The 24,454-nt window shown below is 67.2% G+C and carries 22 protein-coding genes; 5 read left to right on the plus strand and 17 right to left on the minus strand.

Features of this window, described 5'->3' with window-relative positions; all coding sequences use genetic code 11:
• Nucleotides 1-238: 238 nt before the first annotated feature.
• The 3 genes from tyrS to QWJ37_RS11070 form a co-directional block, all read right to left on the minus strand.
• On the minus strand, nucleotides 239-1,561 hold the full coding sequence (gene tyrS / locus QWJ37_RS11060) for a tyrosine--tRNA ligase (protein ID WP_290245304.1): 1,323 nt from the start codon (nucleotides 1,559-1,561) through the stop codon (nucleotides 239-241).
• Nucleotides 1,562-1,574: 13 nt separating this feature from the next.
• Nucleotides 1,575-3,842 (minus strand): UvrD-helicase domain-containing protein, encoded by a 2,268-nt coding sequence (locus QWJ37_RS11065; RefSeq protein WP_290245305.1) that lies wholly within the window; start codon nucleotides 3,840-3,842, stop codon nucleotides 1,575-1,577.
• Between the two features lie 158 nt (nucleotides 3,843-4,000).
• Complete coding sequence (locus tag QWJ37_RS11070) at nucleotides 4,001-4,555, minus strand: adenine phosphoribosyltransferase (RefSeq protein ID WP_227929038.1); 555 nt, start codon at nucleotides 4,553-4,555, stop codon at nucleotides 4,001-4,003.
• Nucleotides 4,556-4,783: 228 nt separating this feature from the next.
• Here QWJ37_RS11070 and QWJ37_RS11075 point away from each other — a divergent pair, with 228 nt between their 5' ends.
• Nucleotides 4,784-5,776 carry an aldo/keto reductase gene (locus QWJ37_RS11075; protein ID WP_227904540.1) on the plus strand — a complete coding sequence of 331 codons (993 nt, stop codon included), beginning with the start codon at nucleotides 4,784-4,786 and terminating at the stop codon, nucleotides 5,774-5,776.
• 72 nt (nucleotides 5,777-5,848) lie between these two features.
• On the opposite strand, the gene QWJ37_RS11080 is transcribed toward QWJ37_RS11075, so the two are convergent.
• From QWJ37_RS11080 to argC, 11 genes are all read right to left on the minus strand, one after another.
• A complete protein-coding gene (locus QWJ37_RS11080; protein WP_227929036.1) occupies nucleotides 5,849-6,496 on the minus strand; it encodes a DNA-3-methyladenine glycosylase in 648 nt (215 codons plus the stop codon).
• 111 nt (nucleotides 6,497-6,607) lie between these two features.
• Nucleotides 6,608-7,471 carry an SRPBCC domain-containing protein gene (locus QWJ37_RS11085; RefSeq protein WP_227904536.1) on the minus strand — a complete coding sequence of 288 codons (864 nt, stop codon included), beginning with the start codon at nucleotides 7,469-7,471 and terminating at the stop codon, nucleotides 6,608-6,610.
• A gap of 138 nt (nucleotides 7,472-7,609) precedes the next feature.
• Nucleotides 7,610-8,128, minus strand: coding sequence for a pyridoxamine 5'-phosphate oxidase family protein (locus QWJ37_RS11090; protein ID WP_290245306.1), 519 nt, complete (start codon nucleotides 8,126-8,128; stop codon nucleotides 7,610-7,612).
• 84 nt (nucleotides 8,129-8,212) lie between these two features.
• On the minus strand, nucleotides 8,213-9,670 hold the full coding sequence (argH, locus tag QWJ37_RS11095) for an argininosuccinate lyase (protein ID WP_290245307.1): 1,458 nt from the start codon (nucleotides 9,668-9,670) through the stop codon (nucleotides 8,213-8,215).
• A gap of 4 nt (nucleotides 9,671-9,674) precedes the next feature.
• Nucleotides 9,675-10,883, minus strand: coding sequence for an argininosuccinate synthase (locus tag QWJ37_RS11100; RefSeq protein WP_227904530.1), 1,209 nt, complete (start codon nucleotides 10,881-10,883; stop codon nucleotides 9,675-9,677).
• Between the two features lie 98 nt (nucleotides 10,884-10,981).
• Nucleotides 10,982-11,518: an arginine repressor gene (locus QWJ37_RS11105; RefSeq protein ID WP_227904528.1), complete on the minus strand. Its 537-nt coding sequence runs from the start codon at nucleotides 11,516-11,518 to the stop codon at nucleotides 10,982-10,984.
• Nucleotides 11,515-12,480: an ornithine carbamoyltransferase gene (gene argF / locus QWJ37_RS11110; protein WP_227929032.1), complete on the minus strand. Its 966-nt coding sequence runs from the start codon at nucleotides 12,478-12,480 to the stop codon at nucleotides 11,515-11,517. The genes QWJ37_RS11105 and argF overlap by 4 nt, the downstream gene beginning before the upstream one ends.
• The gene (locus QWJ37_RS11115) at nucleotides 12,477-13,742 is read right to left on the minus strand and encodes an acetylornithine transaminase (RefSeq protein WP_290245308.1); all 1,266 of its coding nucleotides are present in this window, start codon (nucleotides 13,740-13,742) and stop codon (nucleotides 12,477-12,479) included. Before QWJ37_RS11115 ends, argF begins: the two co-directional genes overlap by 4 nt.
• On the minus strand, nucleotides 13,735-14,661 hold the full coding sequence (gene argB / locus QWJ37_RS11120; RefSeq protein WP_227904519.1) for an acetylglutamate kinase: 927 nt from the start codon (nucleotides 14,659-14,661) through the stop codon (nucleotides 13,735-13,737). The genes QWJ37_RS11115 and argB overlap by 8 nt, the downstream gene beginning before the upstream one ends.
• 13 nt (nucleotides 14,662-14,674) lie before the next feature.
• Nucleotides 14,675-15,859, minus strand: a complete 1,185-nt coding sequence (argJ, locus tag QWJ37_RS11125) for a bifunctional glutamate N-acetyltransferase/amino-acid acetyltransferase ArgJ (protein WP_290245309.1) — start codon at nucleotides 15,857-15,859, stop codon at nucleotides 14,675-14,677.
• Nucleotides 15,859-16,890, minus strand: coding sequence for an N-acetyl-gamma-glutamyl-phosphate reductase (argC, locus tag QWJ37_RS11130; protein ID WP_290245310.1), 1,032 nt, complete (start codon nucleotides 16,888-16,890; stop codon nucleotides 15,859-15,861). Before argC ends, argJ begins: the two co-directional genes overlap by 1 nt.
• A 109-nt stretch (nucleotides 16,891-16,999) precedes the next feature.
• Between argC and QWJ37_RS11135 the strand changes: the two genes are divergently transcribed.
• Together QWJ37_RS11135 and QWJ37_RS11140 are read left to right on the plus strand one after the other, a co-directional pair.
• Entirely contained in the window at nucleotides 17,000-17,962 is a 963-nt protein-coding gene (locus tag QWJ37_RS11135) for a quinone oxidoreductase (protein WP_290245311.1), read from the plus strand.
• Between the two features lie 70 nt (nucleotides 17,963-18,032).
• Nucleotides 18,033-18,377 (plus strand): TfoX/Sxy family protein, encoded by a 345-nt coding sequence (locus QWJ37_RS11140; protein ID WP_227904508.1) that lies wholly within the window; start codon nucleotides 18,033-18,035, stop codon nucleotides 18,375-18,377.
• Between the two features lie 101 nt (nucleotides 18,378-18,478).
• On the opposite strand, the gene pheT is transcribed toward QWJ37_RS11140, so the two are convergent.
• Nucleotides 18,479-21,019, minus strand: coding sequence for a phenylalanine--tRNA ligase subunit beta (pheT, locus tag QWJ37_RS11145; RefSeq protein ID WP_290245312.1), 2,541 nt, complete (start codon nucleotides 21,017-21,019; stop codon nucleotides 18,479-18,481).
• Nucleotides 21,020-22,096: a phenylalanine--tRNA ligase subunit alpha gene (pheS, locus tag QWJ37_RS11150; RefSeq protein WP_227904504.1), complete on the minus strand. Its 1,077-nt coding sequence runs from the start codon at nucleotides 22,094-22,096 to the stop codon at nucleotides 21,020-21,022. It lies immediately after the preceding gene.
• Between the two features lie 177 nt (nucleotides 22,097-22,273).
• Between pheS and QWJ37_RS11155 the strand changes: the two genes are divergently transcribed.
• On the plus strand, nucleotides 22,274-22,699 hold the full coding sequence (locus tag QWJ37_RS11155) for a hypothetical protein (RefSeq protein ID WP_290245313.1): 426 nt from the start codon (nucleotides 22,274-22,276) through the stop codon (nucleotides 22,697-22,699).
• 34 nt (nucleotides 22,700-22,733) lie between these two features.
• Nucleotides 22,734-23,765: an Rv2578c family radical SAM protein gene (locus tag QWJ37_RS11160; protein WP_290245314.1), complete on the plus strand. Its 1,032-nt coding sequence runs from the start codon at nucleotides 22,734-22,736 to the stop codon at nucleotides 23,763-23,765.
• On the opposite strand, the gene QWJ37_RS11165 is transcribed toward QWJ37_RS11160, so the two are convergent.
• Entirely contained in the window at nucleotides 23,762-24,259 is a 498-nt protein-coding gene (locus tag QWJ37_RS11165; RefSeq protein ID WP_290245731.1) for a (deoxy)nucleoside triphosphate pyrophosphohydrolase, read from the minus strand. The two genes, QWJ37_RS11160 and QWJ37_RS11165, sit on opposite strands and share 4 nt — an antisense overlap.
• Nucleotides 24,260-24,454 lie beyond the last annotated feature (195 nt).

Consider the following 24,454-nt stretch of genomic DNA (forward strand, 5'->3'; position numbering starts at 1 on the left):
TTTCCGCCGGCCCGGTGAAGGGCACGGGAGTTGGACTCTGATTTTCGAAGGGGTTTGGCCGCCATGCTCGGGCGCTTTTTCAGCGTCCCTGCCGCGGCGACTTCAATTACTTTACACACCCCGCCCGGTCCTTGCAAACCGGATCGAAGTGATCTGTCCCACCCGCCACGGGACCGCACCAGGCGGCCCCGCAACGGGCTGGACAAAGAACCGAGCTTCTCGAAGGAAGCACTAAAAACTATACGGCGGAGACTTCCACCATCGCAAGGTTCCGCTTGCCACGGCGCAGCAGCAGGTACTTACCGTGCAGGAGCTCGCTCTGCTCCACCACGGCATCCGCATCTGCCACCTTGGTGTTGTTGACGTAAGCTCCGCCTTCGGACGCAGTCCGCCGAGCTTCAGACCTGGTTTTCGACAGTCCGCTGGCAACCAGCAGGTCCACGATTCCCAAACCGTCGGCCGGGACGGCTGCAACCGGCAGTTCTGCGGTGGCAGCCTTCAGCGTTGCCTCATCCAGGTCCTTCACTTCACCTTGGCCGAACAGTGCGGCGGAGGCGGCGATGACCTTTTCGGTCGCCTCCACACCGTGGATCAGGGAAGTGACGTCAAAGGCAAGGGCACGCTGGGCCTCGCGCTTGTGCGGTGCCTCTACCACGGCACGCTCGAGTTCCTCGATCCGCTGCCGGCTCATGAAGGTGAAGACCTTCAGCCGGTCAACTACATCGGCATCGGTGGTGTTCAGCCAGAACTGGTACATCGCGTACGGGCTGGTCATCTCGCCGTCGAGCCAGACAGCGTTGCCTTCGCTCTTGCCGAATTTGGTGCCGTCGCTGTTCGTCACCAGCGGAGTTCCCAGTGCGTGGACGGTTTTCCCCTCTACCTTACGGACCAGCTCGGTGCCGCTGGTGAGGTTGCCCCACTGGTCGGAGCCGCCGGTTTCCAGTACGCAGTTGTACTTGCGGAACAGTTCCAGGTAGTCCATGCCCTGAAGGACCTGGTAGCTGAACTCCGCGTAGCTGATGCCTTCGTCGGAGTTCAGGCGCGAGGAGACGATCTCCTTTTTGATCATGGTGCCCACGCGGAAGTGCTTGCCCACGTCGCGCAGGAAGTCGATGGCGCTCATGGGCGCCGTCCAATCAAGGTTGTTCACCATCCGGGCGGCGTTCTCCCCCTCAAAGCTGAGGAAGCGCTGAACCTGGCCCTGCAGGTAACCGACCCACTCGCTGACGGTTTCCTTCGTGTTCATGGTGCGCTCGGCGGTGGGGCGCGGATCCCCCACCAGCCCGGTGGAACCGCCGACCAGCGCGAGCGGGCGGTGCCCTGCCAGCTGGAGCCGGCGCATGGTCAGCAGCTGCACCAGGTTGCCCAGGTGCAGGCTCGGCGCCGTGGGATCAAAGCCGCAGTAATAGGTGACCGGCCCCCCGGCCAGGAGCTTTTCCAGCTCCGCCTCGTCGGTGGAGACCTGGACCAGGCCCCGCCACTTGAGTTCCTGCCAGATGTTGGCAAAGGACGGATCGTTCTGCTGGGCTACAAGGCCCCGGGGGTTCACGTTGTCTGACACGCTTTCTAAATTATCAGGATTCTTCTTCGGGAATTCCTGCAGGTATGCCTTCGGCAGCGATCAGGCGCAGCCGCTGGGTGGGCCGGGTCATGGCCACGTACAGGTCTCCGACCTTGCCTGCTGCGGCAGTCAGCAGCTCGGACGGCTCAAGAATGACTACGCCGTCGAACTCCAGGCCCTTTGCTTCGCGCGGAGATGTTACGACAATGTCCTGTTCCAGCCCGCCGGCACCCGAGCCCACACGCTGGCCGTATACCTCGGTCAGCGCACGGCGGACTTCCGGCAGCCGGTGGTCCTCGGCGATGACGGCCAGCAGGCCGCCGTCGAGCGCGTCCAGGTCTTCGGGCAGTGTCTGCAGCAGGCGCGGAACGAGGCCGCCGTCGGGGACTTCGTCGATGAACGGCGCCCAGCGCCCTTCACGGACCGCCTTCGGGGCGGAGACCACCAGCCCGGCCGCGTTGGCCATGCGTACGGCCGCTTCGGCGATCTGTGCCGGCGTGCGGTAGTTCACCGTCAGCTCCTCCAAGGTCCACCGCTCCCCCACGAACGGATCAAGTGCGGCCTGCCAGGAGCTGGCACCGGCAGCGGAGCTCGTCTGGGCAATGTCGCCCACCACGGTGAAGGACTTCAGCGGGCAGCGACGCATCAGCAGGCGCCACTGCATGGCGGACAGCTCCTGTGCCTCGTCCACCACAATGTGCCCGAAGGCCCAGGTGCGGTCCACTGCCGCGCGGTCCGCAGCGGTCAGCCGCGCCTCCCCCACCGCATTGTGGTCCGCCAGATCCTCGGCGGACAGGATGCCGTGGGCACCGGAGTCTTCAAGGAAACCTTCGGTGTTGGCAATAGCGCTTTCAGCGTTGGCCAGGTCCCGCTTGCGCTGTTCCTCGCGCAGGGCGTTCTCGCGTCCGGCGGAGGCATCCAACTCTCCGAGCAGTTCCGCCGCCTCATCCAGCAGCGGAACATCGGCTTCGGTCCACGGCGCGTCGGCGCTGCGGCGCAGCAGGTCCAGTTCGCGGTCGGTCAGTTCCGGCGCCGCGGCTTCGAGCTGGCCGGGCTTGCTGAACAGGTCGGAGATCAGTTTTTCCGGCGTCATCGGCATCCAGCACAGGTTCAGCGCCACCCGGACGTCCCGGGCGCTGCGGACGTCTTCAGCCAGATAAGCCCGGTCAGTGCTGTTGCCGGCTCCGGCGGATTCCTCGAGCTGTTCTGTCATCTGCTCGGTCAGTTCACGCAGCAGGATCTTCACGAAGGTGACGCGCGCTTCATTGTGCGGCTTGCCGGTGGCGCGCGCCTTGTCACGTGCACGCTGGACCTGCCGGGGGGTCAGCGTGAGGATGGTGCCTTCGACGTTCAGCTTCCGCGGCCCGATTGGCAGGCGCTGCCGGTTGGCGACGGCGCGGGCCACAACCTTGGCCATGGACAGCCGGCCCTTGACCTCGGCGGTAGCGGGGTCTTCCTCGTGGGTTGCCGTGATGCCGGGCATCAGCTGGCCCAGGCTCGACATCACCACGCCGGTCTCGCCGAGGGACGGCAGGACACGCTCGATGTAACGGATAAACGCGTTGGACGGGCCGACGAGCAGCACACCGGCGGACTTCAGCCGTTCGCGGTGGGTGTAGAGCAGGTAGGCCGCGCGGTGCAGGGCGACCGCGGTTTTGCCGGTACCCGGACCGCCCTGTACTACCAGCGTGCCGGACAGCGGGGCACGGATAATGCGGTCCTGTTCAGCTTGGATGGTGCCGACGATGTCGGACATCTGGCCGGTGCGCTTGGAGTTCAGCGCGGCCAGCAGGGCACCCTCTCCCTGCAGTTCCGGCTCGTCTTCCAGCATGGTGTAGTCCAGCACGTCATCTTCGATGGCCTGGACGTTGCGGCCCTTCAGGATCAGGTGCCGGCGCCTGCGCACACCCTGGCGCTCGAAGGCGGTTGCCTGGTAGAAGGTTCCGGCTTCGGGGGCGCGCCAGTCCACCATCAGCCGCTGCAGGTCCTCGGTGGACAGGCCGATGCGGCCGATATAGCGCTTCTCACCGTCGTCGAGGTCCAGCCGCCCGAAAACGAGGCGCTCGTCCACGGCATTCAACTGCGCCAGCCGGTCCTCGTACATGGTGGCGAAGGCATCCCGCTCGGACCGGTTCTGGTGGGAACCCGCGGAGTGGCTGCGCCGGATCGCGGCGAGCTGCTCCATCTTTTCCGCGCGCAGTTCGTCCAGCCGGTGGTACAGACCGGCCACGTACTGACGCTCGTGTTCCAGCTCGTTGGGAGCTGAAGGTGTTTCAGACATTTTGGCGTTCCCTCTCGCAAAGGCAGAGCGTCAATCTTACAGTGCATTTGGACTTTTGCAGGTCACTAATGTATGCGGTTTCTCTCTCAGCTTCTGCCTGTGCGCTAGCGTGTCGCAGCGGGTACCCCGGGCAGGATCCGGCTGCGACCGCGGGGCACCTAGTAGCGGACGAGCGCTTCCACGGGTGTGTCACCGAGGCGTTCCCTGCCGCCCAGCTCACCCAGTTCCAGCACGACGCCGAATCCGGCCACTTCCGCGCCCGCCTTGCGGAGCAGGCGGGCCGCCGCAGCGAGGGTGCCGCCGGTGGCGAGGACATCATCCAGGATCAGCACCCGGGACCCGGCGGGCATGTCATCGCGGTGCAGCTCGAGCGTGCCTTCCCCGTATTCCAGGGAGTAGTTCTCCGCGAAGACCTCGCGGGGAAGCTTGCCCGGCTTGCGGACGGTAATAACACCCTTTCCGGAGGCATAGGCAGCAGCGGCAGCCAGCAGGAAACCGCGTGCTTCCACTCCGACCACGTAATCGAACCGGCCTTCAAAGGGAGCAGTGAGTGCGTCCACCACGCCGCGCAGCGCCGGACCGTCGGCGAAGACCGGAGTCAGGTCCCGGAAGACGACGCCGGGCTGGGGGTAATCGGGAATTACGGCGCCCAGGCGGTCGATGGTTTGTGCAATGGTCTCGTTATTTACCGGTTCTGCCGGGGCATCTTTCACGCATCCACCTTACCCGCTCCCCTCCGTGACAGCCGGGGAAGGACCGGGTGCTGTGGCACTTCTCTCGCCTTGCAGCGCCCGGCAGCCGGAGGGGAAGGGCCAGCAAAGCGGGACACCGCAGGGCCCCGGCAAAGGAATAAAGACCTATGGGCTGCCGTTGCCACGTCCGGAAGGGTCCGTTCTGCCGGCCCTTCGGATTTACCGGACAACAGTCAAGGATTTCATCACATGGCCAACCTGCATGACGTGCTCGCAAACAAGATCGGCTTCGGCACCGCCCCGCTGGGAAACATGTACCGGGACATTCCCGGGGACGAGGCGCTTGCCACCGTGGAAGCTGCCTGGAACGCGGGCATCCGCTACTTCGATACCGCCCCCTTCTACGGTGCCGGGCTGGCCGAGTCCCGCCTGGGCGAGGTCCTTTCGCAGTACAACCGGGACGAGTACGCACTCAGCACCAAGGTCGGCCGGCTGATCCTGGACGAGGAAGAGGAGAAAGGCGAGGGCCTCTTTACGCACGGGCGCTCGAACAGGATTGCAACGGACTACACGGCCGATGCCACCCTGCGTTCCATCGAGGAAAGCCTGAAGCGGCTGAAGACCGACCGGCTGGACTTCGTCTTCATCCACGACACGTCCCGGGACTTCCTCGGGGACGAGTGGATCACCAAGTTCGACGAGGCAAGGACCGGGGCGTTCCGCGTCCTTGCCCGGCTGCAGGAGGAAGGCGTGATCAGCGGCTGGGGACTGGGCGTGAACACCACCGAGCCCATTGAGCTGGCCATGGACATGGAGCAGGCGGCGCCGACCATGAACCTCTCCGCTACCCAGTACACCCTGCTGCAGCACGAGCGTGCCCTGCAGCGGATGATGCCCGCCGCCCTGGACAAGGGCGTGGGCATTGTGGTTGGCGGTCCTTTCAATTCGGGTGCGCTGCTGGGCGGCGACTACTTCGATTACGCCGAAATCCCGCCGGCAGTCAAGGCCCGGATTGATCAGATGACCGCGATAGCCCGGCGGCACAATGTCAGCCTGAAGGCAGCCGCCCTGCAGTTCTCCACGGCCCACCCGGCCGTGGCGGCGGTCATCCCCGGATCCAGCCGGCCCGAACGCCTGGCTGAGGACATGGCGGCCATCACGGCCCGTATTCCCGGGGCGTTCTGGGATGAGCTGCTGGAGAACCGGCTCATCTCGGCCCAGGCTCCGCTGCCGCGCTCCTAGCCGGCGCGGACCGGGAACCCCTTCGCCGTTCGCCGCCCGGGAGGATTCATCCCCCGGGCGGCGAACGGTGTTCTAGGGCCGCCGCGCGGTCGCTCCGGCCGGCCGTTTCCGCGGCTGGGCGGGACGGTATTTCGAGACGGTCGGGTCACCGGTCAGCCAGTACCGCCACGGGTAGTCAGCCGTCCCTCCGGGGCCGCTGACGCCAACGCGCGGTCCGGTGGAAACCTGCGCGGCCGGAACTGGCTCCGGCGGGAGGGCCAGCTGCAGCGGGGAGGCAAACACATCGGCTCCGTCCAACCCGCGTGCAATGCCCAGTGCCTGTGCCAGACGTGCCGGCCCCCGGGCCAGATCCAGGCTGTTGCGCGGGTTTCCGCGCCGGGCCGCCGCGATGTCCGCGCCCTCCACCACCTCGCCGCCACGCAGCAGGAGACCGGTGGCGAACCCGTCGGTGCCGCAGACCACGTTGGCGCAGTAATGCATGCCGTAGGTGAAGTACACGTAGAGGTGCCCGGCAGGCCCGAACATGGTGGCGTTCCGTGCCGTCCTGCCGCGGAAGGCGTGTGACCCCGGGTCAACATCACCCATGTAGGCCTCCACCTCGGTGATCCGTACGCTCACGCGCTCCCCCTCGGCCTCATGCGTCAGTACCGCACCGAGCAGGTGTGGTGCTGCCTCGGTGGCGGGGACGGCAAGACGTTCTCTGTCACGTGAAAAACCCATACTCCGACGGTAGCAAGCCGCGCGGGGTCCGCTGTCCGCAGGTGGTCCCGGGGCGCCGGGGCGTTGGGCGGCGGCTGCGGACGGAGATCAGCGCTCAGGCGCCGCCTGCGGTCAGGCGCCGTCGGCCGGGCCGCGGTAGAAATCCTTCAGGGCCACGAGCCGGCGTGAACTGGGATTCGCCTCGTGTCCGGCGAGGCCGGCTCCGGCGGCATCCAGGGCCATGTGCCAGGCTGCGAGCCGTTCGGCCGCGGCGTCGGGACCGCCGGTGACCGGATCGCGGATGATCACCCGAACATGTCCTGCGTCCTCGCCGATGTCGATGCGTGCGCCCTGGCCGATCCCAAACCGGGCTGCCGCCCGTTCCAGCGCCGGGCCGACGTCGCCGGCCGGGGCGCTGTACCAGCGTTCAAACACAACCTCGGCGGGGGCGCGCAGGTTATCCAGCCGGCCCATGGTGGGTGAAACGTCAAAGTCCTCGGCGTAGGCGTCCCGCAGCCCCAGCCACTGGTCGGGATCATCGGTCCTGACCGGTTCAATGCCGGCCACCACGGCGTCGAAGGCCTCCAGAATCCCCTGCCAGCCGGCGGCACCTTCCGTCAGGAAATCGGCAGTGTTCTCATGGGTGCGGAACTGCAGCACAGCCCCGTCCGCGCTTTGATGCACCTGCCAGTCCAGCACGGATTCGTCCCCCAGCGGGTCCTCCCATGTCAGCTGCAGACTCGCGCCCGGACTCATCTGCAGCACGGTGCCCGTCACGGCTGATTCGCCCATGTCCAGCCGGTATTCCTTGCCGATCTGCCAGGCGGGAGTGATGATGCCCAGCCACTGGGCCACCTTGTCCCGGTTGGTGAGCACGTCCCAGACATGGTCCACCGGGAAGTCCAGCCTGCGTTCAAACGTCAGCGTGTATCCGTCCGGGTGCTGCTCGATCCGCCCGGCGGGAGCCGGGATTCCTGCACTGCTGGAGCTGGTCATGGCGAACCCTCTTCGGTAGCCGGATTGGACTTGGAGGCGCGGTTCAAGGCTAGCGCCGGAGCAAGTCCTGCCGGGAGGGGGCGGCAGGCAGTTTGACCACAAATCCGGGTATTCCGGCGGCTGACGGTGCCGGGCCACCTAGAACGTCATCCGGTGACGAATGTGGCGGCGGTCCGCGCTGGCCTGCCAGAACTCGATCTCCCGCGGTACCAGCGAATAGAGCTGCCAGGCGGGATTGGCGGTGCCGTCCGACGCCGGCCGCGCATCCCAGTCCGCTGCCGATGCCTCAGCGGAAAGCAGGTCCACGGAACCGGCCACGCGGATCTGCCGTCCGAGCTCAGGCCAATAAAAGTTCATGGCCGCATACGGGTGAGCTGCCAGTTCCCCGCCCTTGCGGGAAGTGCGCGCTGTCGCGAACTGCCAGCCGCCGTCGTCGATGTCCTTCAGGATCAGCATCCTGGAGGAGAGCTGCCCTGCGCTGCCCGCGGTGGCCAGGGAGAACGCGTGCGGCTGGCGGATCCCGGCAGCCAGTGCCTCGGCCAGCCAAAGCCGGAAAAGCTCCGCCGGATCCTGCGGTGCGGCGTCCGGATCAAAGGTCGGCATGGTGTCGGGGAAATCAGGCAGGGCACGCAGCTGTGCCCGGAAGGAGGTACTCATAGGGCCCACGGTAACCGTCCGTCTCCGGACGCATAAGCCCCGGGGAGCCATGCTCCCCGGGGCCTGTGTCCGCGGCAGGTAGCCTCAGCCGGCGTAGCCGCGGACCGCCTCCAGCTGCCGGTGCAGTTCTGCGAGCTGCTGTTCCACCGCGGACTGTGCCGTGCCGCCCTGCGAGCTGCGGCTGTCCAGGGATCCTTCGGTACTGAGCACCGAGCGGACCTCCGGGGTCAGGTGGGGAGAAATGCCGGCGTATTCCTCGTCGGTCAGGTCCCACAGTTCGACGCCGCGGCCCTCAGCCAGCTGCACGGCGGCACCGGACAGCTCGTGCGCCTCCCGGAACGGAACACCCTGGCGGACCAGCCACTCCGCGATATCGGTGGCCAGGGCAAAGCCCTGCGGAGCCAGTGACTGCATCCGCCCGGTGTTGAACGTCAGCGTGGCAATCATGCCGGACACTGCAGGAAGCAGCAGTTCCAGCGTGTCCGCCGCGTCGAAGACCGGTTCCTTGTCCTCCTGCAGGTCCCGGTTGTAGGCCAGCGGCAAGCCCTTCAGCGTGGCCAGGAGGCCGGTGAGGTCACCGATCAGGCGGCCGGCCTTGCCGCGCGCCAGTTCGGCTACGTCGGGGTTCTTTTTCTGCGGCATGATGGATGATCCGGTGGAGAAGGCATCGTCCAGGGTCACAAAGGAGAACTCCTTGGTGGCCCACAGGATGACTTCCTCACTGATCCGGGACAGGTCCACGCCGATCATCGCGGCCACCCAGGAGAACTCGGCGTACACGTCCCGGGAGGCGGTGCCGTCAATGGAGTTCCAAACGGCGGAGTCGAAACCGAGGTCCGCAGCAACGGCGTTCGGGTCCAGGCCCAGGGAGGAACCGGCCAGGGCACCGGAGCCGTAGGGAGAAACGGCCGCCCGTTTGTCCCAGTCCGCCAGGCGCTGCACATCCCGCAGCAGAGCCCAGGCATGGGCCAGCAGGTGATGGCTGAGCAGCACCGGCTGGGCGTGCTGCAGGTGCGTGCGCCCGGGCATGGCCACACCCAGATGCGCCTGCGCCTGGCCCACCAGGGCTTCGATCACTGAGAGCACACCGGCACCGATGATGCGTGCGTGGTCGCGCAGGTACATCCGGCCCAGCGTGGCAATCTGGTCATTGCGGGACCGTCCGGCCCGGAGCTTGCCGCCCAGCTGCGCACCGGCACGCTCGATCAGGCCGCGTTCCAGGGAACCGTGGACGTCCTCGTCGGACTCGGCGGGGACGTAGGCACCGGACTTCACATCGGCGTCGAGCCGGTCCAGTGCTTCAAGCATTCCCTCCAGCTCGGCGTCGTCCAGCAGCCCGGCCTTGTGCAGCACACGGGCGTGGGCGCGGGACCCGGCAATGTCATAGCCGGCAAGCCGCCAGTCGAAGTGGGTGGACTTGCTCAGCGCGGCGAGGGCATCTGCGGGGCCGCCGGCGAACCGGCCTCCCCACAAAGCGCCCTGGACGGTTGATCCGGACGAGCCGGAGCCCGTGGCTTCTTCCGGCAGCTTGCCGTGGCTCATGTGCTTACTTACCTTCTGCTAGGCGCTGGTCGCGGCCGGAGGCCACCTTGGAGGACATCCCGAACAGCTCGATGAAACCGCGGGCCATGGACTGGTCGAAGCTGTCGCCGGTGTCGTAGGTGGCCAGGTTGAAGTCATACAGCGAGGAATCGGAGCGGCGTCCGGTCACCACGGCGCGGCCGCCGTGCATGTTCATGCGGATGTCCCCGGAAACGTACTTCTGGGTGTCTTCGATGAAGGCGTCCAGGGACTGCTTCAGCGGGGAGAACCACTGGCCGTCATAGACCAGCTCGGTCCAGCGCTGGCCAACCGTCTTCTTGAAGCGGGCCTGCTCGCGTTCCACCGTGACGTTTTCGAGTTCGCGGTGGGCCGCCATCAGCGCCATGGCGCCCGGCGCTTCGTAGATTTCGCGGCTCTTGATGCCCACCAGGCGGTCCTCGACAATGTCGATCCGGCCGATGCCCTGGGCGCCGGCGCGGCGGTTCATTTCCTCGATGGCCTGCAGCGGGGTGACGGGCTTGCCGTCGATGGCCACCGGGATGCCTTCCTTGAAGGTGATGACCACTTCGTCGGCGGCAGGTGCTGCCGCGGGATCGGAGGTGTACTCGTAGACGTCCGGGGTGGGTCCGTTCCAGATGTCTTCCAGGAAGCCGGTTTCCACCGCGCGGCCCCAGACGTTGGCGTCAATGGAGAACGGGTTCTTCTTAGTGGTGGCGATCGGCAGGTTCTTGGCTTCTGCGAAGGAAATCGCCTTGTCGCGGGTCAGGGCCAGGTCCCGGACCGGTGCAATGCACTTCAGGTCCGGGCCCAGGGTCTGGATGCCGACTTCGAAGCGGACCTGGTCATTGCCCTTGCCGGTGCAACCGTGCGAGACCGTGGTGGCACCGAACTGGCGCGCGGCGGCCACCAGGTGCTTGACGATCACCGGGCGGGACAGGGCGGAAACCAGCGGGTAGGAATCCATGTACAGGCCGTTGGCCTTCAGCGCCGGCATGCAGTACTCGGCGGCGAATTCCTCACGGGCATCCGCCACGTAGGCTTCGACGGCACCGCAGTCCAGGGCGCGCTGGCGGATGGTCTCCAGGGACTCGCCGCCCTGTCCTACGTCTACGGCGACGGCGATGACTTCAGCACCGGTTGCCTCGGCGATCCAGCCGATGGCTACTGACGTATCCAGGCCACCGGAGTAGGCCAGAACAATACGTTCACTCACGAAATTTGCTCCTCTTGCATTGGACGCAGCCCCTGGGGGCTGCTGGTTGGTTCAGGATGAAGTTGGTGGGGTGCGGTCCGGGACCGGCTTCTGCACGGTTACAGGATCCGGCTTTCAGGGGCCGTGCCGTTGTTGGTGGCGTCATCTGCGATGCGCAGGAACCGCGCGGCCAGGTCGGCGCCGCCGTCGGGTTCCCGGGTCACCATCATGACGGTGTCGTCACCGGCGATGGTGCCCAGGACAGAGGGCAGGACCGAATGGTCGATGGCCAGTGCCAGGAAGTTCGCAGCACCGGGCGGGGTGCGCAGCACCACGATGTTCGCGGAGGCTTCGGCAGTGACCAGCAGTTCGCCGCAGAGCCGGGCCAGACGGGCATCGAGCACTTCCTGGGTGACCCCGGATTTCGGTGAGCGTTCCCCGCCCTCGGACGGGACGGCGTACACGAGGGCGCCGTCCTTGCCGCGCATCCGCACCGCGCCCAGTTCCACCAGGTCCCTGGAGAGGGTTGCCTGGGTTACCTGGACGCCGTCGTCGGCCAGCAGCGCCGCCAGTTCCGCCTGCGAACGCACGGACAGGCCGGTCAGCAGGGTGCGGATCCGCGCCTGGCGTGCGGTCTTCGTCGCGGGCATGCTCATGAGTGTGCCTCCGGTGTTGCGGTCAGGCCCGAGCGCGCCATCAGCCAGACCATCAGGGCCTTCTGCGCGTGCAGGCGGTTCTCTGCCTCGTCCCAGACCACGGACTGCGGTCCATCGATGACATCGGCGGAAATTTCGTAGCCGCGGTAGGCGGGCAGGCAATGCAGCACGACGGCGTCATCCGCTGCCTGTTCCATGGCCCCGGCATCCACAGCATAGCTGCGGAACAGCTCCTGCCGGGCGGATTTCTCGGCTTCCTGGCCCATGGAGACCCACGTATCAGTGGCAACGACGTCGGCTCCGGCCAGCGCTTCGGCGGCGTCCGTGGTGATCATCACCGATCCCCCGGTTTCCTCGGCACGGGCCGCGGCGGCGTCAACAATCTTCGGGTCCGGCAGATACCCCACCGGCCCGGCCACCCGCACATGCATGCCGGCGGTAACCCCGGCGAGCAGGTAGGAGTTGGCCATGTTGTTGGCGCAGTCCCCCAGATAGGTCAGGGTCAGGCCGGCGAGGGTGCCTTTGTGTTCGCGGATGGTCAGCAGATCCGCGAGCAGCTGGCAGGGGTGGTAGTCATCGGAGAGTGCGTTGATGACCGGCACCGATGAGTTCGCTGCCATTTCCTCCAGCCCGGACTGGGCGTATGTCCGCCACACGATGGTGGAGACCATGCGTTCAAGGACCTTGGTGGTGTCCGCGACGCTTTCCTTGTGGCCCAGTTGGGACTCCCCTGCCCCGATGATCAGCGGCACGCCGCCCAGATCGGAGATGCCGGCGGCGAAGGAGACCCGGGTCCGGGTGGAGGTCTTGTCAAAGATGACCGCGACCGTTTTGCGCCCGGTGGACTCCCCGGCGTACGGCTGGTACTTGTAACGGTCCTGCTTCAGCGCGGCAGCCAGGTCCAGGACTTCGGCCTGCTCCGCCTGTGTCAGGTCGGTGTCTACCAGGAAGTGGCGGGTCATGGTTTTCCTTCGGTTGTGCCGGTGATCGGGGTGGGGGCGGCCGCGGCGCGGGCCGAGTGGAGGATCCCGGGCAGGGCGTCCAGGAACGTTCCGGCCTGCTCGGCGGTGAGGATCAGCGGCGGGGCCAGCCGCAGCGTCGCCGGGCCGGTGCTGTTGATGATGAAGCCGGCCTCCAGTGCCGCGGCCACGGCCGCCGGGGCAAACGGGCCGTCCAGATCAATGCCGATCAGGAAGCCCCTGCCGCGTACCTCCGCCACCCCGTCCACAGCTGCGAGCCTGCGGCTCAGGAACTCGCCCGTGGCCCGGACGTTGGCCAGCAGATCCCGGGATTCCAGCACGGACAGCGTGGCCAGGGCGGCTGCTGCCGCCACCGGGTTTCCGCCGAACGTGGTCCCGTGCATTCCTGCAGCGAGCAGGTTCGCCGGGCCTTCGCCGAAGGTCAGCAGTGCACCTACCGGGATGCCGCCGCCCAGGCCCTTGGCCAGCGTCATGGCATCGGGCAGGACGCCTTCGGACGCGAACCAGGTGCCGGTGCGGCCAACGCCGGTCTGCACCTCGTCAAAGATCAGCAGGGCGCCGGCGGACCGGGTGGCCTCACGGGCTGCCTCCAGGTACCCCTCGGGCAGCATCCGCACCCCTGCCTCGCCCTGGATGGGTTCCAGGAAGACCGCGGCCACGCTTTCATCCACCGCATTGGTCAGGGCGGCAATGTCCCCGAACGGAAGATGCTCCACACCGCCGGGCAGCGGCTGGAACGGCTCACGGTAGGCGGGCTTGGCGGTCAGTGCCAGCGCGCCCATGGTCCGGCCGTGGAATGCACCGTCCAGGGCCAGGATCCGGGTCCGGCCGGTGGCCGGATCGGTGTTGCGGCGGGCCAGCTTGAACGCCGCCTCATTGGCTTCGGTGCCGGAGTTCGCGAAGAACACCTTGGAACCCGCCGGTGCGCCGGCCAGGGCCAGCAGGCGTTCGGCCAGGAGGACCTGGGCGGGACTGGTGAAGAAATTCGAGACATGGCCCAGGGTGGACAGCTGTTCCTGCACGGCGGCCACCAGTTCAGGATGGGCGTGGCCCAGTGCGTTGACGGCGATACCGCCAAGCAGGTCGAGGTACTGCTTGCCGTCGGCATCTTCGACATAGCAGCCGCTGCCACTGACCAGCACCCGCTGCGGGGTGCCGAAAACACCCATCAGCGAGGAATCGTAGCGCTGCAGCCATTCCGCTGAGCCCTGGGCCGCGGCATGCCTGGCTTCGGTGTTATGCATGGTCCTCCTCCGGAACAACCTGGGTGCCGATGCCTGCTGCGGTGAAAATTTCCAGCAGCATGGAGTGGGCCATCCGGCCGTCCACCACTGCCGCGCGCTCCACCCCGCCGTCCACGGCGGCCAGGCAGGCCTGCATCTTGGGGATCATGCCGGCTTCAAGGGTGGGCAGCATGCTGCGCAGCTCGCCTGCGGTGAGCGAGGAAATCAGTGACGACTTATCCGGCCAGTCCGCGTAGAGTCCTTCCACGTCAGTCAGTACCACCAGCCGGGACGCGCCCAGCGCCACAGCCAGTGCTGCGGCGGCCGTATCCGCGTTGACGTTGAGCACCTGTCCGGTAGGACCGCCGTCGGCGTCCACTTCCGGAGCCACGGTGCTGATCACCGGGATCCGCCCCGCGGCCACCAGGTCCAGGATGGCGGCGGGATTCACGCCCACCACTTCCCCGACCAGGCCCAGGTCCACTTCCTCCCCGTCCACTACGGTGCCGGTGCGTACGGCCTGCAGCAGTCCGCCGTCCTCACCGGAGAGGCCCACGGCGTAGGGTCCGTGGGAATTGACCAGGCCCACCAGTTCGCGTCCCACCTGGCCGGTCAGCACCATGCGTACCGCGTCCATGGCTTCGGGGGTAGTGACGCGCAGGCCGCCGCGGAATTCGGACTCGATACCGAGCCGGTCCAGGAAGGTACTGATCTGCGGGCCGCCGCCGTGAACAACCACGGGGTGCACGCCGGCATGGTGGAGGAAGACAATATCCTCGGCGAAGGCCCGGCGCAGTTCGTCATTGACCATGGCGTTGCCGCCGTACTTGATGACCATGGTGGTGCCTGCGAAGCGCTGGATCCAGGGCAGTGCCTCGATCAGCGTTTCCGCCTTGTCCTGTGCCCGCAGCCGTTCCCCGGCTGCTGCTGGTGTGCTCATGCTCATCCCCCGGTTAGCTGCTGTAGGCCGAATTCTCGTGGACGTAGTCCGTGGTCAGGTCATTGGTCCAGATGGTGGCGCTTTCCGTGCCGGCGTGCAGGTCGATTTCCACGCTCACGGCGCGCGGGGCAAGATCCACCGACTCGCGCGGCTCGCCAATGCCGCCGTTGCGGCAGACCTGGACCCCGTTGATGCGCACGTCGATCCGGTCCGGTTCGAAGGCGGCGTCGGTGGTCCCGACGGCGGAAAGCACCCTGCCCCAGTTCGGGTCGTTGCCGAAGATCGCGGTCTTGAAGAGGTTGGAACGGGCGACGGCGCGGGACGCCGTTTCCGCGTCGGCCACGGTGGCGGCGTTGACGGTGGTGATGGCGATGTCGTGGCTGGCGCCCTCGGCATCGGTGATGAGCTGCTGGGCCAGCGAGTGGCAGACCTCGGTGAGGCCGCGGGTGAATTCGTCCCCGTCGGGCACCGTTCCGGAAGCGCCGGAGGCCAGCAGGATCACGGTGTCATTGGTGGACATGCAGCCGTCGGAGTCCGTGCGGTCAAAGGTCACCGCCGTGGCAGCGCGCAGTGCCTCATCCAGTGCCGGGGCGGCAACGTCTGCGTCGGTGGTCAGGACCACCAGCATGGTGGCCAGACCGGGGGCGAGCATTCCCGCACCCTTGGCCATGCCGCCAATGCTGAAGCTGCCGTCCGCGCCGGTGAACACTGCCTGCTTGGCCACGGTGTCGGTGGTCATGATGGCCTGCGCCGCGGCCAGACCGCCGTCGGCAGAAAGGTCCGCTGCGGCGGCTTCGACGCCGGGGATCAGTTTGTCCATCGGCAGCTGCATACCGATCAGGCCGGTGGAGCAGACCAGGACATCGGAGGCGCTGATCCCCAGGAGGGCGGCAGTCTTTTCCGCGGTGGCGTGGGTGTTTTGGAACCCCTCGGCGCCGGTGCAGGCGTTGGCACCGCCGGAGTTGAGGATGACGGCGTCGGCCCGCCCGTCGGAGACCGCCTGCCTGGACCACAGCACGGGCGCGGCCGCCACCCGGTTGCGGGTGAACACGGCGGCTGCCGCCTTGGAGGGTCCGTCGTTGACCACCAGGGCCACGTCCGACCCGCCGGAGTCCTTGAGCCCTGCGGTGACGCCGGCGGCACGGAATCCGGCCGGGACGGTGATGCCGGTGCTGGTTTTGCTTTCTGCGGCACTCATTACGGAGCCACCCCCTGCTGCGTCAGTCCCGCGGTCTCTTCCAGGCCGAGGGCAATGTTCATGGACTGCACGGCGCCGCCGGCAGTTCCCTTGTTCAAGTTATCGATGACGCAGCTGACGATCACCCGGTTGGCGTGGGCGTCATAGGCCAGCTGCATCACGGCGTAGTTGGAACCGACCACCATCTTGGTGGCGGGCCACTGTCCTTCCGGGAGTACGCGGACAAAGTGCTCGCCGGCGTAGGCAGCTTCCCAGGCGGCGCGCAATTCGGCCGGGTCGGTGCCGCGACGGACCTTCGCGGTGGCGGTGGTGAGGATGCCGCGGGCCATCGGTGCGAGGGTGGGCGTAAAGGACACCGCCACGGTTTCCCCGGCGGCGGCGGAGAGGCCCTGCTCAATTTCGGGTGTGTGCCGGTGGCTGCCGCCGACGCCGTAGGGGCTCATGCCGCCCAGTACCTCGGAGCCGAGCAGGTGCGGCTTGGCTGCCTTGCCCGCTCCCGAGGTGCCGGAGGCGGAAACGATGACGACGTCGTCGGGCTCCAGCAGCCCGGCCGCGAACCCGGGGGTCAGCGCCAGCAGCGAACTGGTGGGATAGCAGCCGGGCACCGCAATCCGGCGGGCGCCCTTGAGCCGGTCGCGGTGGCCGGGAAGCTCGGGCAGGCCGTAGGGCCAGGTGCCGGCGTGGGCGGATCCGTAGAACTTTTCCCACGCCTGCGGATCCTCCAGCCGGTGGTCCGCGCCGGCGTCGATCACCAGGGTGTCTGCATCGAGCTGCGCGGCAATCGCGGCGCTGGCGCCGTGCGGGAGCGCGAGGAACACGACGTCGTGGCCGGCCAGATTTTCCACCGTTGTCTCCCCCAGGACGCGGTCCGCCAAAGCGTGCAGGTGCGGCTGGAGCTCCCCGAGGCGGGTGCCGGCGTTGCTGTGGGCGGTGATGGCGCCGATGCTCACGTCCGGATGGCCGGCGAGCAGGCGCAGCACTTCACCGCCGGCATAGCCGCTGGCACCGGATACTGCTACGGAAATCGTCATGCCATTCACCCTACAGCACATTTATGCAATGGCTCCAATAATTATGCAAACCGTATGATGGGGAGCACATTGTTAAGCGGCACGTTCCAGCCACAGAAAAGGCCATGCCATGCACAAAGCCATTGTCGTCCCGCAGGCGGGCGGCCCCGAAATCCTGCGTTATGAAGACGTTGACCTTCCCGAGCCCGGCCCGAGCCAGCTGCTGGTGAAAGTGGCCGCGGCGGGGGTGAACTTCATTGACACGTACAAGCGCGCCGGGGTTTATCCCATGTCATATCCCTTCATACCCGGTGCTGAGGCGGCCGGTACGGTGGTCTCCGCCGGGCGGGACTCCGGGTTCCGGGAAGGCGACCGGGTGGCCACGGCCGAGGGCGGAGGCACCTATTCCCAGTACACGGTGATGGATGCCGACGTCGCCCTGCCGGTGCCGGCCGGAATCAGCGATGAAACCGCCGCGGCCCTGATGCTCCAGGGCATGACCGCGCATTATCTGTGCAACTCCACCTTCCCGGTGCAGGAGGGGCAGACAGCCCTGGTCCATGCCGGAGCCGGCGGGGTGGGGCTGCTGCTGATCCAGCTGCTCAAGGCCAAGGGGGCCACCGTGATCACCACGGTTTCCACGGAGGAAAAGGAGCTCCTGGCCCGCGGCGCCGGCGCAGACCATGTGCTGCGCTACGAGGGGTTCACCGGCCAGGTCCGTGCGCTGACCGGCGGCACGGGCGTGGATGTGGTGTACGACGGCGTGGGTGCGGCCACTTTTGATGCGTCCCTGGCGAGCCTGCGCACCCGGGGCATGATGGTGCTCTTCGGCGGAGCCTCCGGACAGGTGCCGCCGTTCGATATCCAGCGGTTGAACTCCTCGGGTTCACTGTTCCTCACCCGCCCCACCCTGGCGCACTATCTGCTGACACCGGAGGAACGGCAGTGGCGGGCACGCGAACTCTTCGATGCCGTGCTGGCCGGAACCCTGGACGTACGGATCGGGGCCACCTACCCGCTCTCGGAAGCGTCGCGTGCCCAGGCGGATCTGGAGGGCCGGCGCACCACGGGCAAGGTGCTGCTGGCGCCCTAGCGGGACCCTGCCTTCGGGGCCTAATATCCAGCGCGGGGAGAATGCCAAATGCAAGGCAAGGAGGCCCGGCATGGTGACAAATCGCCCGGTGGCCCGCGACTACCTGGCAGGGCGGCTGCGGCAGGTCCTGGCGCCGCGGCCCAACGTCCGTGAGGTGCGTATGTTCGGCGGGCTGTCCTTTATGGTGGACGAGCGCCTGGCCGTCGCGGCCGGGGCAGGCGGTGACCTGCTGGTGCACATTGACCCCGCCCGTTATGAGGACCTGCTTGAACGCGGCGCGGAAGAAGCCGTCATGGGCAGTAACCGCCCGATGGGCCGGAACTGGCTGACCGTGCCCGAATCCCGGCTGGCGAGCGATGAGGATCTCGCCTGGTGGGTCATGGTGGGCCTGGACTCAGGAGAGGCAGGGGCCTGACGCCCCAGCCGGTTACAAGCCCCAGCCGGTTACGCAGCGCTCACACAAAAGGGTCCCGCCGGAACATCCGACGGGACCCTTTTTGTCTGGCTGGTGCCTGCCTAGCGCTGCACGGCGCCGAAGCGTTCGGCGGCCAGCGCGACGGCAGCGGCCCGGGCCTCCGAAGCCTCATCGGCAGTCAGCGTCCGGTCCGGTGCACGGAAGCGGAGCGCGAATGCCAGTGACTTGGACCCGGGCTCAATGCCGGCCCCCGCGTAGACGTCGAACAGTGCCACGTCTTCGAGCAGTTCGCCGGCACCTTCCCGCAGAGCCTCGCGGACCTGCTCAGCCGGCACGTCCTCAGCCACCACCAGCGCCACGTCCTGCGTGGAGATGGGGAAGCTGGAGATGGGACGGGCAACAATGACATCGGGTGCGGCGTCGAAGAGCGCATCCACGTCCAGTTCCGCAGCCACGGTCCGGGCCGGGATGTCCCGGGCAGCAAGCAGCTTCGGGTGCAGTTCGCCGGCGTAGCCCACGGTCTCGCCGCTGCGCAGTGCAATGCGCGCGGTGCGGCCGGGATGGAAGGCCTGGTGGGTACCCTGTTCCACCACCAGTTCCACACCCAGGACGTCGCCCATCATCCGGGCGAAGTCCACGGCGTCGGCCCAGTCCCAGGTGCGCGGCGTGGTGCCGGCGCCGGGGGCGGACTCGTGGCCGGCCAGCAGCACACCCACGTGCAGCGGCTGGTCGGGGATGCCGGCATACAGCTCATCCAGCACCTCGTCGGACGGTTTGGCGCCCAGCGGCGGGATGCTTTCGGTGCCCAGGTGATCGCCGGGCAGGAAGACCGTCCCGGATTCGAACAGTGCCAGGTCGCGGAAGCCGCGGGACATGTTCCGCTTGGCTACCTCGAACAGCCCCGGCAGCACCGAGGTGCGCAGGTAGCCGTACTCGGCACTGAGCGGGTTGGCCAGCTTCAGTGCCTGCACGCCGCCCTCCTCCGGTGCGCCGAAGGTGTTGTTGTCCGCTTCGGTGACAAACGGGTAGGACAGCACCTCGGTGAGGCCGGCCGCAGCAAGGGACTGCATCAGCCGTCGGCGCTGCTGCTGGACACGGGTCAGGCCGCGTCCGGGAGGTGCCACGGGCAGGGTGGAGGGAATCTTGTCATACCCCACCAGGCGGATGATTTCCTCGGTGAGGTCCTGCGGCGTCTCCAGGTCCGGGCGCCAGCTCGGCGGGGTGACCAGGTAGCCGCCCTCGGTCTTCTCCACGGAGGCGCCAAGGTCCTGAAGCGTGCCGGTGATCTGGGACTCGGTGAAGTCCAGGCCGATCAGCTGCGACGGGAACTGTGCCGGCAGGTCGATGCGGCGGGGTTCGGGAGCGGTGCCGACGTCGGTCACTGACTCATCGGCGGTTCCGCCGGCGAGTTCCACCAGCAGGTCCACCGCCCGCTGGGCGGCCACGTCGGCGACATTCCAGTCCACGCCGCGCTCGAAGCGCTTGGACGCTTCGGAGGGCAGCTTGTGGCGGCGGCGCGAGCGGGCAATGCTCACTTCCTCGAAGTGCGCAGCCTCAATCAGCACGTTCTGCGTGCCGCCGGAGACCTCAGTGGAGGCTCCGCCCATCACGCCGGCAATGCCGATGGCACCGGAGCCGTCGGTGATCAGCAGGTCCTCCGGGGACAGCCGGCGTTCCTTCTCATCCAGTGTCTTCAGGGTTTCGCCCTCGGCGGCGCGGCGCACCACAATTTCACCGGTGAGCTTGTCCAGGTCGTAGAAGTGCAGCGGCTGGCCGAGTTCGAGCATCACGTAGTTGGAAATATCCACCACCAGCGAGATGGAGCGGATGCCGGCCAGACGCAGCCGGGCGGACATCCACGGCGGAGTGGGCCGGGACGGATCCACGCCGCGCACCGTGCGGGCCACAAACCGGTCGCAGCCGGGCTTGCCGTAGATGGGTGCGGCGTCCTCGAGCCGCACCGGGTATCCGTTGCCGTCAGCCTCGGGGACAACGACGGCGGCAGCCGGGTCGGTGAACCGGGTCCCGGTGGCGTGGGCGTACTCGCGGGCCGCGCCGCGGATGGAGAAGACATAGCCGCGGTCCGGGGTGACGTTGATTTCCGCCGCCTGGTCATACAGCCCCAGCAGCTCCATGGCGTCCGTGCCCACCTCGGGGTCCAGGCCCAGCGTGGAGAGTACGAGGATGCCGTCGTGGTCCTCGCCGATGCCCAGTTCACGCACCGAGGCGATCATGCCGGCGGAGACGTGCCCATAGGTCTTGCGGGGGCTGATCCGGAAGTCGCCGGGCAGCACGGCGCCGGGCAGGGTGACAACCACCTTGTCCCCCACTGTGAAGTTGTGCGCGCCGCAGACAATCCCCTGCACGCCGGAAGGCTCAATGCCCTTGCCGGTCAGGGTCTGCTCGGCGCCTTCGGGCACCACGCGGACCGAGCACCAGTTGATGGTTTTGCCGTTGCTCTGCGGCTCCGGTTCCATACTGAGCACCTGGCCCACCACAATCGGACCCTGCAGCTCGTCGGAGGGACGGTGAACGTCCTCTTCCTCCAGGCCGACCTTTACCAGGTCCTCCATGACGTCTTCGGCGGTTGCGTCCGCCGGAACCTGGGCATACTCGCGCAGCCAGGAAAGTGGGATTCTCACTTAGATCTCCATCCCGAAGTGTTCGCTGAAACGTACGTCGCCTTCAATCATTTCGTGCATGTCCGAAACCTCGTTACGGAACATGAGGGCACGGTCAATGCCCATGCCGAAGGCAAAACCTGAATAGACCTCGGGGTCGATCCCGGCAGCGCGGAGCACGTTGGGGTTGACCATGCCGCAGCCGCCCCACTCGATCCAGCGCGGGCCGCCCTTGGCGCCGGGATGCCAGATGTCCAGCTCGGCGCTGGGCTCGGTGAACGGGAAGTAGTTCGGCCGCAGACGGACTTTCGCCTCGTCGCCGAAGAGCACCCGGGTGAAGTGCTCCAGGGTGCCGACCAGGTCCGCCATGGTCAGGCCCTTGTCGATGGCCAGGCCCTCGAACTGGTGGAACACCGGCGTGTGCGTGGCGTCGAGCTCGTCGGTCCGGAATACCTTGCCCGGGCACAGGACGTAAATCGGCAGGTCGCGCTCAAGCATGGAGCGGACCTGGACCGGGGAGGTATGCGTTCGCATCACCAGGTGCGCCTCGGGCGGTTCCACGAAGAAGGTGTCCTGCATTTCGCGGGCCGGGTGGTCCGGCTTGAAGTTCAGGGCGTCGAAGTTGAACCACTCGGATTCCACCTCGGGGCCTTCGGCGATCTCCCAGCCCATACCCACGAATACGTCTGCGACGCGGTCCTGGAGCGTGGAGATGGGGTGCCGTCCGCCAATGTGGCGGCGCCGCGGGGCTGCAGTGACGTCTACGGCCTCTTCGACGAGGATCCGGGCGTCGCGCTCGGCTTCCAGCTCGACGGTGCGTGCTGCGAGCGCCGAGTTAATCCGGCCGCGGGCCGGGCCTACCAGCTTGCCTGCCGCAGCCTTCTGGTCCTTGGGCAGCTTGCCGATGGTCCGGTTGGCCAGTGACAGCGGAGACTTCTCGCCGGTGACGGCGATCCGGACGTCCTTGAGGGCATCCAGGTCCGCTGCGGAGCCTATGGCTGCGAGCGCTGAATCAACGGCAGCCGCAATGGCTGTCTCGTCAAGCGGATTGGGTGCCGCGTTGTCTGGGGAGTCCGTCCCCGGTATGGAATTCGACATGTACCGTTCTTACCTGTTTCCGGCCGTGTTGAGGTGAATGGAAGTGATGCTGACGTGCGAGAGCTGAGCAACAAAGGTGCTGCAGGCAAAGGCACGAAGCCTGCGGCTACCAGTCTAACCAACTCACGCTCCCCGGCCGGGCAGTGTGAAGGCAGGTCCCTGGCCTAGCATGGGCGCATGACGTCCCCTCTGTCCCGCATGCAGGCTCTCCGCCGCATCCTGAACCTGGCCAACGGCACGACGGCGGCAGGGCTGCTCGCTGCCCGGGCGGGCCGGGTGCCTGTCAGGTCCGGCCCCGGCGGACTGCTGCTGGCAGAAGGCTGGCGGCTTCCACTTCCCCGCGCCGCGGCATTCACCCTGGGCAACGTCATCCTCTACCGTTCCCGCACATCCCGGGCGTTCGATGCCGGGCCAGCCTCCGCTCTCCTGCAGCATGAAGCCCGGCACAGCTCCCAATACGCGGTACTGGGACCGGCCTTCCTTCCGCTCTACTTTGCCGCTGCCGGGTATTCCCGGCTGCGCGCGGGCGATCCGGCGTCGTCGAACATCTTCGAGATCCTGGCCGGACTGTCCGACGGCGGCTACCGCGCCCGCCGGGGCTAGACACTTACATTCGAACATATGTTCTAATAGGTGCATGAGGTGGCAGGAGCAGGAACCCAAGGCAGCGCCGTCCTCCGATGCGCTGCTCCCCCTTCAGGGCCTGGTCCGTTCCGTGCAGACACCGGGCTTCGCGGGCGTGACTTTCCACGAGGTCCTGGCCAAGTCGGTGCTGAACAAGGTTCCCAAGACGTCCTCCATGCCCTTTGGCTGGACGGTGAATCCCTACCGGGGCTGCAGCCATGCCTGCGTGTACTGCTTCGCCCGCAAGACACACAGCTACCTGGATCTGGACACCGGGGCGGATTTCGACAGCCAACTGGTCGTCAAGACCAACGCAGCCGAGGTGCTTCGGCGTGAACTGGCCCGGCCTTCCTGGGACTACGAGCACGTGGCCATGGGCACGAATACCGATCCGTACCAGCGCGCCGAAGGCCGCTACAAGCTCATGCCCGGGATCATCCGGGCACTGGCGGACAGCGGAACCCCCTTCTCGATCCTGACCAAGGGGACCCTGCTGGCCCGCGATCTTCCGCTCCTGGCCGAGGCTGCCCAACAGACCAGCATCAGCATGGGGATTTCCCTGGCCCTGCTTGATCCGGAACTTGCCCGCCGGGTTGAGCCGGGCACGCCCTCGCCCAAGGCACGGCTTGACCTGATCCGGCGGATCCGCGATGCCGGCATGGACTGCAATGTCATGGCGATGCCCCTGCTGCCGTGGCTGACCGATGGTGACGAGTCACTCGACGCACTTTTCTCCGCACTGGCCGAGGCCGGCGCCACCTCGGTCACGGCCGGCGCCCTTCACCTGCGGCCGGGGGCACGCGAGTGGTACCGGGAATGGCTGGCCCGCGACTATCCCCACCTCTCGGCCCGCTACGACAAGCTGTACAACGGCGGGACCTACGCTTCCAAGGAATACCGGCAGTGGCTCGCGGGACGGATCACCCTCGTCAAGAAGCGCTACGGCTTTGCCGGGCGCAACCAGTTCCTCGCCACGCGAGGTGCTCCCCGGCCCGCCCCGCAGACAGCTGCGGGACTGCCGGTGGCGGCCGGAACGCTTTTTTAGTTGCCGCCAATGTCCTGACCGGTGCCCGGGTACGGCGCAAGCGGATCCGATGAGGCAGATCCTGCGGCGGGTTGCGCCGCAGCCTGCAGGACAGCGGTGACGATCGGAAGGTCCGCGGGGATCCAGGGCAGCTCGGCCAGGGCACCGGAATGAAGCGGTACCCAGCGAAGCTCGTCATGGTCCTGAAGCGGAAGCGGCTCCCCCGTTTTCACCTGAACGAGCCACACACGCATGGCGGCCTTTGGATTCAATGGCCAGCCCTGGTCCAGGGGTCCGGCGACCTCCGTGCCCAGGACCACTTCAATACCGAGTTCCTCGGCCAGCTCACGGTGCAGGGCGGCTTCGCAGGATTCCCCCGGCTCCACTTTTCCACCCGGGAATTCCCACATGCCGGCGAACGCCTCCGGGGCGGTCCGGCGGGCAGCCAGCAGGCTCTGCGGCCGGCCCAGGTCATCAACTATCGCTGCTCCGACTACCTGTTTCAGTTCTGGAATAGACACAGATCGAGTCTACGGTGCCGCCTGTCCTAGACTGGGAAGGAACGGCACCGTGGCCGTTTGGCCCCGGCCAACGGCTGCATCCGTTCTTCCGCTCTGACCACGGGTCCGCCCGACGCGCCCGCGCCTTTCGCCGGCTCCGCGCAACCGCTGATCCGAAAGCACCCCGCACCAATGCCTTCCCTGCGCGTA

The organism is Arthrobacter sp. YD2 (genome assembly GCF_030410475.1).
Taxonomy (GTDB): Bacteria; Actinomycetota; Actinomycetes; order Actinomycetales; family Micrococcaceae; genus Arthrobacter_B; species Arthrobacter_B zhangbolii.